We start from the raw sequence: 473 nt of genomic DNA on the forward strand, positions 1-473 counted from the left end.
TAGAAGGGCCGGTCGAACAGCGTGTCGCGCAGCGCCAGCGCCGCGGCCAGGCGGCGGCGCAGGAAGGCGGTGTCGATCGCCGCGTCCGGGCTGCGGTCGAGCATGCGCACCGCGATCAGCGCATGCCGGTTGAAGCCGCCGACGCCGAGCGCCTTGCCGCTGGCCGCCTCGACCCGCACCGGGGCGCCCAGCGGCACCTCGCGCAGCTCCGGCGTCATGGCGATCTCGTTCGAGAAGATCCAGGGATGGCCGGCGGCGACACGCTTGTCGCGGCCGGGCTGCAGGCGGATGAGCGGCAGGTCGGTCATGGTGGCGGAGCATAGGGGCAGGCCTTCGGACGGGAACCGCGACGTTGACGCCGGACCGGCCGCTCCTGTCTGCTGCCCACTCGCCGCCATCGAAGAGCCAAGCCATGACCATCCGCCCGGGCCCGCGCAATTCCATCACCGATATCGCCGGCCTGACGGTCGGCC

1 pseudogene is annotated in these 473 nt (G+C 72.7%); it reads right to left on the reverse strand.

What is annotated here, in order from left to right:
• Window positions 1-308 (reverse strand): annotated as a pseudogene (locus P409_RS35750) (RlmI/RlmK family 23S rRNA methyltransferase); the annotation flags it as partial.
• Between the last annotated feature and the right edge of the window lie 165 nt (window positions 309-473).

It is taken from the genome of Inquilinus limosus MP06, assembly GCF_000767795.1.
Lineage (GTDB): Bacteria > Pseudomonadota > Alphaproteobacteria > DSM-16000 > Inquilinaceae > Inquilinus > Inquilinus limosus_E.